Raw genomic sequence first — 8,512 nt, 5'->3', positions numbered from 1 at the left:
CGGACGACGCCGCGGCGGGCGGCGCCCCCGCTGCGCCGTGCACCGCCGCGGCGGGCGTCCCGGCGCTGAACCGGGACCCGCGGCGATTGGGGGGAGTGGGGCGGTCAGGCCCAGCGCCGCGGGAACCGGCCCGTCCATGCGTCGGCCACGCCGGCCGCCGGGACCGCCCCGGCCCCTGGCCGACGGTGCGTGCCTGGTCTTCACAGGTCCAGGAAAACCCGCCATTGCTCTGGATGGTGCGCCTCCGCGCCCGCCGTGTCTGCGTCATCTGACACATTCGCCGGGAAGAACGGACCGGACGTCAGGAAAGCGGTCAAGCCTGGCGGGCCCGCCACGCCGGGCGTGCCCGGCCCGGTACGGCACGGGTCGCGGGCGCCGCTGTCAACGCCCCCGTCAGGACGCGCCGGAACGGGCCGCCAGCGCGTTCAGCAGGCGGTTGACCGGGCCGTCCAGCCCCCACCGGTCGGCCAGCTCCACCAGCGCGTCCGGATCGCGCGGTTCGGCAGGCAGCCGGTCGTCCAGATCGCGCAGCTCGGCCGCGTCGATGTCGGTGACCACCCGCACCACCGTGCCCGCCACCGCCAGGTACCCGCGGGCGGCCTCCAGCCGGCGCCGCGCCCCTGCCGGGAAACCTTCGTCGGTGCCCGCGTCCAGCGCCGCCAGGATCCCCTCCACCGACCCGAACCGGGTGACCAGGGCCGCGGCGGTCTTGTCGCCCACGCCCGGCACGCCCGGCAGCCCGTCGCTGGGGTCGCCGCGCAGCGTGGCGTAGTCGGCGTAGCCGCGGCCGGGGATGCCGTACTTGGCCGCGACCTCCTTCTCGCCCATGACCTGCAGGTTGCGGATGCCGCGCGCGGTGTACAGCACCTGCACCGGGCCGCGCTCGTCCACCAGCTGGAACAGGTCGCGGTCGCCGGTGACCACGTCGACCGGCCCGCGCGCCGCGCCCCGCACCGCCAGCGTGCCGATCACGTCGTCGGCCTCGTAGCCGGGCACCCCGGTGCGGGCCAGCCCGAAGGCGTCCAGCACCTGGTCGATCACCGGCAACTGCGCCTCCAGCGCGTCGGGCGTCTGGTCGCCGCCGTCGGCGGCGACCCGGTGCGCCTTGTACGACGGCAGCGCCTCCACCCGGAACCGCGGCCGCCAGTCGGCGTCCATGCAGCACACCAGCCGCTCGGGGGAGCGGTCCCGGACCAGGCTGGCGATCATGTCCAGCAGCCCGCGGACGGCGTTGACCGGCGTGCCGTCCGGCGCGGTCACGCTCTCGGGCACGCCGTAGAAGGCGCGGAAGTACAGCGACGGCGTGTCCAGCAGCATCAGCCCGCTCATGCCGCCCATCCTCCCACGCGGGACGCCACCCGCGGGCGTTCGGCGCCGCCCCCGGAGCCGCTCCTCTAGCCCTCGCCCGCCACCTCGCGCTCGTAGGCGCGCAGCGTGTCGACGACCAGGCGGCGCTGCTCGGCGGTCAGCGGCTCCAGGACGGTGCGCCACGCCTGCGCGCCGCGCGCCAGCCAGGCGTGCACCGCCTCGCGGTTGGCCGGGGCGACGCTGACGATGGTGCGGCGGCGGTCGGTCTCGTCCTCGCGGCGCTCCACCACGTCCTTGCGGCTCAGCTCGCCCACCATCAGGCTCACCGTGGTCGGCGCCACCTCCAGCCGGGCGGCCAGCTCGTTGACCGTCAGCGGCCCGTCGAACAGCAGGTAGGCCAGCAGCGACAGGTGCCGCGGCGCCAGGTCCAGCGACCGCAGCGGCTCGGGCGGCGGTGTGCGCTTGGCCCGGCCGACCAGGCGCGGCATCAGCAGCAGCAGCGTGCGGACCCCGTCGTCGACGGACAGCCCCTCACCCGTTGACATACCTTGATCTCCAAAATAGTTTTGCTTCTAAAGCAAATAGCCTTCCGTCTGGAGGTCATCGTCGCATGCCCGGCTGGAACGACCAGATCATCGAGGAGTTCCGGGGGAACGGCGGCAAGGTCGGCGGCATGTTCGAAGGAACGCCGCTGGTGCTGCTCACCACCACCGGCGCCCGCACCGGCCGCCGCCACACCACCCCCCTGACCTGCCTGCGCGACGGCGAACGCCTGCTGGTGTTCGCCTCCAACGCCGGCGCCGACCACCACCCCGCCTGGTACGGCAACCTGCTGGCCGACCCGCGGGTCACCGTCGAGATCGGCGACGGCGCGTCCATCGAGACCTTCGACGGTCTGGCCCGGCCCGTCGAGGACGCCGAACGCGACCGGCTCTACGCCAAGGTCGCCGAGCTGATCCCCGCCTACGCCGAGTACCAGGACAAGACCGACCGGGTCATCCCCGTCGTCGCCCTGTACCGCTCCGACCCCCGCACCCGCGCCCTGGGCGACGAGCTGGTGCGCATCCACCGGGAGCTGCGCCGCCGGCTGGACGAACTGCTCGACGACGTCGACGCCCACCTCGCCGGGAACCGGCCCTCCGGCACGCCCCCCGCCCTGGACGGGCAGCTGCGCGAACGCTGCCTGCTGTTCTGCGAGGCCGTCCACGGCCACCACACCAACGAGACCGAACGCGGCTTCCCCCTGCTGGAGAAGAGATTCCCCGAACTGGCGCCCGTCCTGCAGGAGCTGCGCCGCGAACACGACACCCTCGCCCGCGTCCGCGACGAGATCGAACGGGTGCTGGCGCGCCTGGGCGCCCCCGGCCACGACGCCGGGCGCCTGCGCGACCAGCTGCACGCCCTGGCCGACCGGTTGCGCGAGCACTTCGCCAAGGAGGAACGCCACCTGGTCGACTCCCTCAACACGCTGTAGGCGACCCGGCGGCGGCGGTCCCCGGACGCGCGTGTGACCCGCCCTGACCGGCGGGCATACGATGCTGACCGACAGCTGACGGACAAGGCAGCTCACGGACATGGGGATGGATGTGACAACGCGGTTGTATCCACGGGAGCGGCTGGGCCGGGTCCAGCAGGCGGCAGGACGCGCGGGGCTGGGCGCCGTGCTGCTGACGCCCGGGCCGGACCTGCGCTACGTGACCGGCTACGACGCCAAGCAGCTCGAACGGCTCACCTGCCTGGTCGTGCCCGCCGCCGGGGACCCCTTCCTCGTGGTGCCCCGGCTGGAGCTGCCCGCCGCCCAGGCGTCCCCCGCCGGGGACCTGGACGTGGAACTGGTGCCCTGGGACGAGACCGACGACCCCTACGCGCTCGTCGCCTCCCGCCTGCCCCGCGGCATCGCCAACGTCGCCGTGGCCGACCGGATGTGGGCGGTCATGGCGCTGCGGTTCCGCGCCGCCCTGCCCGGCGCCGAGCAGGTCCCCGCCGGAGGCGTCATGCGCGAGCTGCGCATGCGCAAGAGCGCCGCCGAGGTCGCCGCGCTGCGCGAGGCCGGCGCCGCCATCGACCGGGTGCACCGGCGGGTCCCCGACCTGCTCAAGCCCGGCCGCACCGAACGCGAGGTCGGGCGCGACATCGCCGACGCGATCATCGCCGAGGGGCACGCCACCGTCGAGTTCGTCATCGTCGGGTCCGGCCCCAACGGAGCCAACCCGCACGCCGAACTGTCCGACCGGATCATCCGGCCCGGCGAACCCGTCGTCGTCGACATCGGCGGCGCCATGCCCAGCGGCTACTGCTCCGACTCCACCCGCAACTACTGCATCGGCACGCCGCCCGAGGAGTACCTGGCCTACTACCGGGTCCTGCAGGAGGCGCAGCAGGCGTCCTGCGACGCGATCCGCCCCGGCGTCACCCCCGAGTCGGTGGACGCCGCCGCACGCGACGTCATCGCCGCCGCCGGATACGGCGAGCACTTCTTCCACCGCACCGGCCACGGCATCGGCCTGGAAGGCCACGAGGACCCCTACATCGTCGCGGGCAACACCGAACCCCTCGAACCCGGCATGGCGTTCTCCATCGAACCGGGCATCTACCCCGGCCCCCACGGCGCCCGCATCGAGGACATCGTCGTGTGCACCGACGACGGGTACGAACGCATGAACACCGTCACCCGCGACCTGGTCATCGTCGACTAGCCGGCTGACCAGCCGGCCCGGCGCCCACCGGGATCACCCACCGCCCGGCACCGGCACCACGGTGCCGGGCGGACGGGCGGGCGGATACGGCTCGGGCGTCCACGCGACGCCGAAGACGTGCTCGCCCGAACCGACCTCCACCGGCTCGCCGCCGCCCGGCGCCACCACCACCGCCGAGGCGTTCGGCGGCACCACCACCCGCACCTCCAGCCGGTCGCCGTCCAGCGACCACCCCGCCGACGCGGTGCCGTACGGGGTGTCGTGGACGGCCCGCGCGTACGTCAGCCCCCCGCCGGGACGCGGACGCACCAGGATCCTCCGGTAGCCGGGCGCCGCGGGCGCCAGCCCCGCCACCGACCGGTGCAGCCAGTCCACGATCGCCCCCGGCGCGTAGTGGTTGAACGAGGTCATCTCGCCCGGGTTGAGGCGCCCGTCGGGAAGCAGGGCGTCCCAGCGTTCCCACACCGTCGTCGCGCCCATCGTGACCGGATACAGGAACGACGGGCAGCCGCGCTCCAGCAGCAGCCGGTACGCCAGCTGCGTCTCACCGGCGTCCTCCAGCGCGTCGGCGATCAGCGGCGTGCCGGCGAACCCGGTGCCGACGCGGTAGCCGCCCGCGTGGACCAGCTCGGCCAGCCGCCGCCCCGCCCGCTCCCGCTGCGCCGCCGACGGCAGCAACCCGAAACGCAACGCCAGCGCGTACGCGGTCTGCGAGTCGCCCGCCACCCGGCCGTTGGGGGACACGAACTCGTCGGCGAACGCCCGCCGCACCCGCGCCGCCAGCTCGGCGTAGCGGCCGGCGTCCTCGTCACGGCCCAGCAGCGCCGCCACCCGCGCCACCGTCTCGGCGGAACGCGCGAAGTACGCCGTCGCCACCAGCGCTCCGTCGGTGCGGCCCGCCGCCGGACGGTCCGGCGGCGCCGCCGGGTCCAGCCAGTCGCCGAGATGGAACTGCCCGTCCCACACGCACGACGGACCGGCCAGCTCGGCCACGCGGTCCACCCACGCGGTCATGCCGGGGTAGCCGCGGCGCAGCACCTCCACGTCGCCGAACCGCTCGTACAGCGTCCACGGCGCCAGCGTGACCACGTCGCCCCACCCGGCCTGCGCGGTGTCCCAGCCCATCGCCGGGTCCGGCACCGTCAGCGGCGGCGTGCCGGACGGCGAGGCCGTCTGCTCGGCCAGCACGTCGCGCAGCCACGAGGTCAGCACGCCCGCGCAGTCGTACAGGAAACTGCCCGCCGGAGCGAAGACCTGCAGGTCACCGGTCCAGCCGAGCCGCTCGTCGCGCTGCGGGCAGTCGGTCGGCACGTCCAGGAAGTTGCCGCGCATGCTCCACACCACGTTGTCGTGCAGCCTGTTCAGCAGCGGCTCGGAACACTCGAACCACCCCGTGCGCCGCATGTCGCTGTGGCACACCACGGCCGTGACGTCGTCGGCGTCCGGCTCGCCCGGCCAGCCCTGGATCTCGGCGTACCGGAAGCCGTGGAAGGTGAACGACGGCTCCCACTCCTCGGCCTCGCCCGTCCCGCGCAGCACGAACGCGTCCTCGGCCCTGGCCCCCCGCAGCGGACGCAGCGCGAGCTCGCCGTCCTCCAGCACCTCGGCGTGCCGCAGCACGATCCGCGTCCCGGCCGGGCCGCGCGGCCGGATCCGCAGCCGCCCCACCACGTTCTGCCCGAAGTCGACGATCACCCGCCCGCCGGGGGAGCGGCCCACCGACACCGGCCGCACCAGTTCCGTGCGGCGCACCGGCGGCCCCGTGGGCGCCACCAGCCGCGCCGCGTCCACCGCCTCGGCGCGCACGGCCGCCCAGCCGGCGTCGTCGAACCTCGGGGACGTCCAGCCGTCCCACATCAGCCGGGCGTCACAGGTCTCGCCGTCGTACAGGCCCGCCTCGGTGATCGCGCTCGCCGCCGTCCGCCACGCGCCGTCCGTGCCGACGACCTGCCCGCCGCCGGACGCGTAGACGATCTCCAGTTGCGCCAGCAGGGCACCGCGGTCACCCCAGATGTTGCGCCTGCCGCCGGAAAAGCCCAGCCGCCCCCGGAACCAGCCCTCGGCGACCAGCGCCCCCAACGCCGCCGGACCGGGACGCAGCAACCCGGTCACGTCATGGGTCTGGTACCGCAGGCGATGGCGGTAGCTCGTCCACCCCGGCGGCAGGACGTGATCGCCGACCTCGGTGCCGTTGAGCCACAGCCGGTACACCCCGTGCGCGGTGACGTACAGCCGCGCCCGCCGCACCTCGCCGCCCACGACGAACTCCCGGCGGAACGCCGGCACGGCCGGATGCGCGCCCGCCGGGGAGATCAGCCGGGCCGTCCAGTCGCCGGGATCCAGCAGCCCCGCCTCCACCGGCCGCGGATCGCTCCACCCCGTCGCACCGCCCGAACCCCACACCCGCACCTGCACCGCCAGCCGCTGCCGCGACGCCAGCCGCGGCCCCGGCCACGCCACCAGGTTCGACTCGTCGTCCTCGACGCGCTCGCCGCACCAGGCCACCGCGCCGTCCTCCGCCAGCGCCCGCACCTGGTACGCCGCCTGCCGCCACCCCGGCGGAGCCCCGCCGACCAGCCACGACAACCGGGGCGCCCGCTCCCCGATCCCCAGCGGCTCGCGGTGATGTTCGAAACGCAGGTCGGTGATGCGCACGGCTCCTCCAGGCCCACCGCCGCACAGGCGATCCCGCCGGCACGGCCCGCCCACCGTAACCTCCGCGCCGCGCGCCCCACATCTTCCAGACAGCCGCGCCACGGCCACCGGTCGCCGCGCGGGCGGCCGGTGGCGGGTCCTGACAGCCGTTCCGCCGGAAGCGGCGGAGGCCGCGGCGGGTCAGGTGACCGTGCAGGAGGCCCCGTTCAGGGTGAACGACGCCGGCTTGGCGGTGTTGCCGTTGTGGGTGGCCTGGAACCCGATGCTGACCGACGCGCCGGACGCCAGCGACGCGTTGTAGGACACGTTCCTGGCGGTGACCTGGCCGCCGGCGGGGGAGAAGGCGGCGTTCCACCCGGACGTGATCGTCTGACCGGAGGGCAGGGTGAACGCCAGCGACCAGCCGTTGACGGCGGACGAGCCGGTGTTGGTGATCGTGATGGTCTCGGTCAGCCCGGTGTTCCAGGCGTTGACCGTCACGCCGACCCGGCACGCCCCCGACGGCGGCGGGTCGGTCGGCGGGTCGGTCGGCGGGGTGCCGCCGCCGGTGATGCCCAGGAAGTCCAGGATCCGCGCGGCCATGCCGCCCGCCATGATGTTGTGGCCGCCGCCCTGAATGCTGATCGCCTCGACCGGGGCGGTCGTGCCGGTGCCGCCGTAGCGGGTTCGGGTCCAGTTCGCCTGCGGCTGGTCGGTGGAACTGGGCATCTGGCCGACGCCCAGCACGTTCGTCCACTGCTTGATCTGCTCGCCGAAGTTGGGATAGCGCAGCACGTCGTCGTTGGTGCCGTGCCAGATCTGCATGCGCGGCCGGGACCCGCCGTACCCGGGATGGGCGGCGCGGACCAGGTCGCCCCACTGCTGCGGGGTCTTGGTCACGGTCCCGTTGGCGCACGCGCTGTTCCACTCCGACCCGTCGGTGGTGGCGAAACAGCCGAACGGCACCCCGGCGACCGCCGAGCCCGCCTTGAACACGTCGGGGTAGTCGCCCAGCAGCACGTTGGTCATCATCGCGCCGGAGGAGATGCCGGTGACGTACACGCGGTCGGGATCGGCGCCGCGGTTCTGCTGCTCCCAGCGGACCATCGAGACGATGCCCGCCGGGTCGCTGTTGCCGTTGCGCGTCAGCGCCCCCGGACTCGACACGTCGAAACACTTGCTGCTGCGCGTCACCGACGGGTAGACGACGATGAACCCGTACCGGTCGGCCAGCGACGCGTACTCGGTGCCCGAGTACATGTCCGGCCCGGAACCGGTGCAGTAGTGCACGGCCACCAGCACCGCCGGACGCTGCGCCACGTTGGCCGGCACGTACTCGTACATCCGCAGGCCGCTCGGGTTGTACCCGAAGTTCGTCACCTCGGTGAGCGCCGCCGCCGCCGACGGCGGCGACAGCGCCAGCGCGCCCCCCACCGCCAGCGCCAGGGCGAACAGCGCCGCCACAAGCCTTGATTTCACCTTCTGCTGCTCCTCACATGGAGGGGCCGGGAACAGGCCCGGCCGAGGGCCGAAATCACCAAGGCGCCGTACTCGCAGAGCGGTTTGCCGATTGCTGCGAACCCGCCGAACGTTAGGTACCAGCGCCACACCCCGTCAAGGAACCGGCGCCGGAATGCCGCAAGGCCCGCCTCACCTGCGGCTTCGAAGGTCAGGACAAGAAAGATTTCACGACCCCCCGGGACCTTCCACGGCCGGTGCGTCGAAATCTTTCGCCGCTCACCAAGCCGAAATTCGGCAATTCCCGCGAATGTGGCAACCTGGCGCCGCGCCGCCGCACCGCCGCAGACATGACGCGGGCGCGGCAATGTCGTTCGGCAGAACAAAAACGCCTCCGGCCGCCCACAGAAACCGCG

The 8,512-nt window shown here is 73.9% G+C and carries 6 protein-coding genes; 2 read left to right on the top strand and 4 right to left on the bottom strand.

All coding sequences use genetic code 11. From position 1 onward, the window contains the following. Positions 1-393: 393 nt before the first annotated feature. Both ABD811_RS34130 and ABD811_RS34125 read right to left on the bottom strand, forming a co-directional pair. Positions 394-1,329: a 5'-3' exonuclease gene (locus ABD811_RS34130; RefSeq protein WP_344956021.1), complete on the bottom strand. Its 936-nt coding sequence runs from the start codon at positions 1,327-1,329 to the stop codon at positions 394-396. 65 nt (positions 1,330-1,394) lie between these two features. Beyond that, on the bottom strand, positions 1,395-1,853 hold the full coding sequence (locus ABD811_RS34125; protein ID WP_344956019.1) for a MarR family winged helix-turn-helix transcriptional regulator: 459 nt from the start codon (positions 1,851-1,853) through the stop codon (positions 1,395-1,397). Between the two features lie 65 nt (positions 1,854-1,918). Between ABD811_RS34125 and ABD811_RS34120 the strand changes: the two genes are divergently transcribed. Together ABD811_RS34120 and ABD811_RS34115 are read left to right on the top strand one after the other, a co-directional pair. Next, positions 1,919-2,782 carry a nitroreductase/quinone reductase family protein gene (locus ABD811_RS34120; RefSeq protein ID WP_344956018.1) on the top strand — a complete coding sequence of 288 codons (864 nt, stop codon included), beginning with the start codon at positions 1,919-1,921 and terminating at the stop codon, positions 2,780-2,782. Between the two features lie 106 nt (positions 2,783-2,888). Beyond that, the gene (locus tag ABD811_RS34115; protein ID WP_344956016.1) at positions 2,889-4,004 is read left to right on the top strand and encodes a M24 family metallopeptidase; all 1,116 of its coding nucleotides are present in this window, start codon (positions 2,889-2,891) and stop codon (positions 4,002-4,004) included. A gap of 33 nt (positions 4,005-4,037) precedes the next feature. Here ABD811_RS34115 and ABD811_RS34110 read toward each other — a convergent pair whose 3' ends face one another. Together ABD811_RS34110 and ABD811_RS34105 are read right to left on the bottom strand one after the other, a co-directional pair. Next, a complete protein-coding gene (locus tag ABD811_RS34110; protein ID WP_344956014.1) occupies positions 4,038-6,659 on the bottom strand; it encodes a glycoside hydrolase family 78 protein in 2,622 nt (873 codons plus the stop codon). Positions 6,660-6,839: 180 nt separating this feature from the next. Further along, positions 6,840-8,117, bottom strand: a complete 1,278-nt coding sequence (locus ABD811_RS34105; RefSeq protein WP_344956013.1) for an extracellular catalytic domain type 1 short-chain-length polyhydroxyalkanoate depolymerase — start codon at positions 8,115-8,117, stop codon at positions 6,840-6,842. Positions 8,118-8,512: the final 395 nt, after the last annotated feature.

Origin of the sequence: Actinomadura miaoliensis (assembly GCF_039536785.1) — a bacterium.
GTDB lineage: Bacteria > Actinomycetota > Actinomycetes > Streptosporangiales > Streptosporangiaceae > Spirillospora > Spirillospora miaoliensis.
The sequence above is the reverse complement of the archived record's forward strand: the minus strand, read 5'-3'. Positions and strand labels throughout refer to the sequence as shown.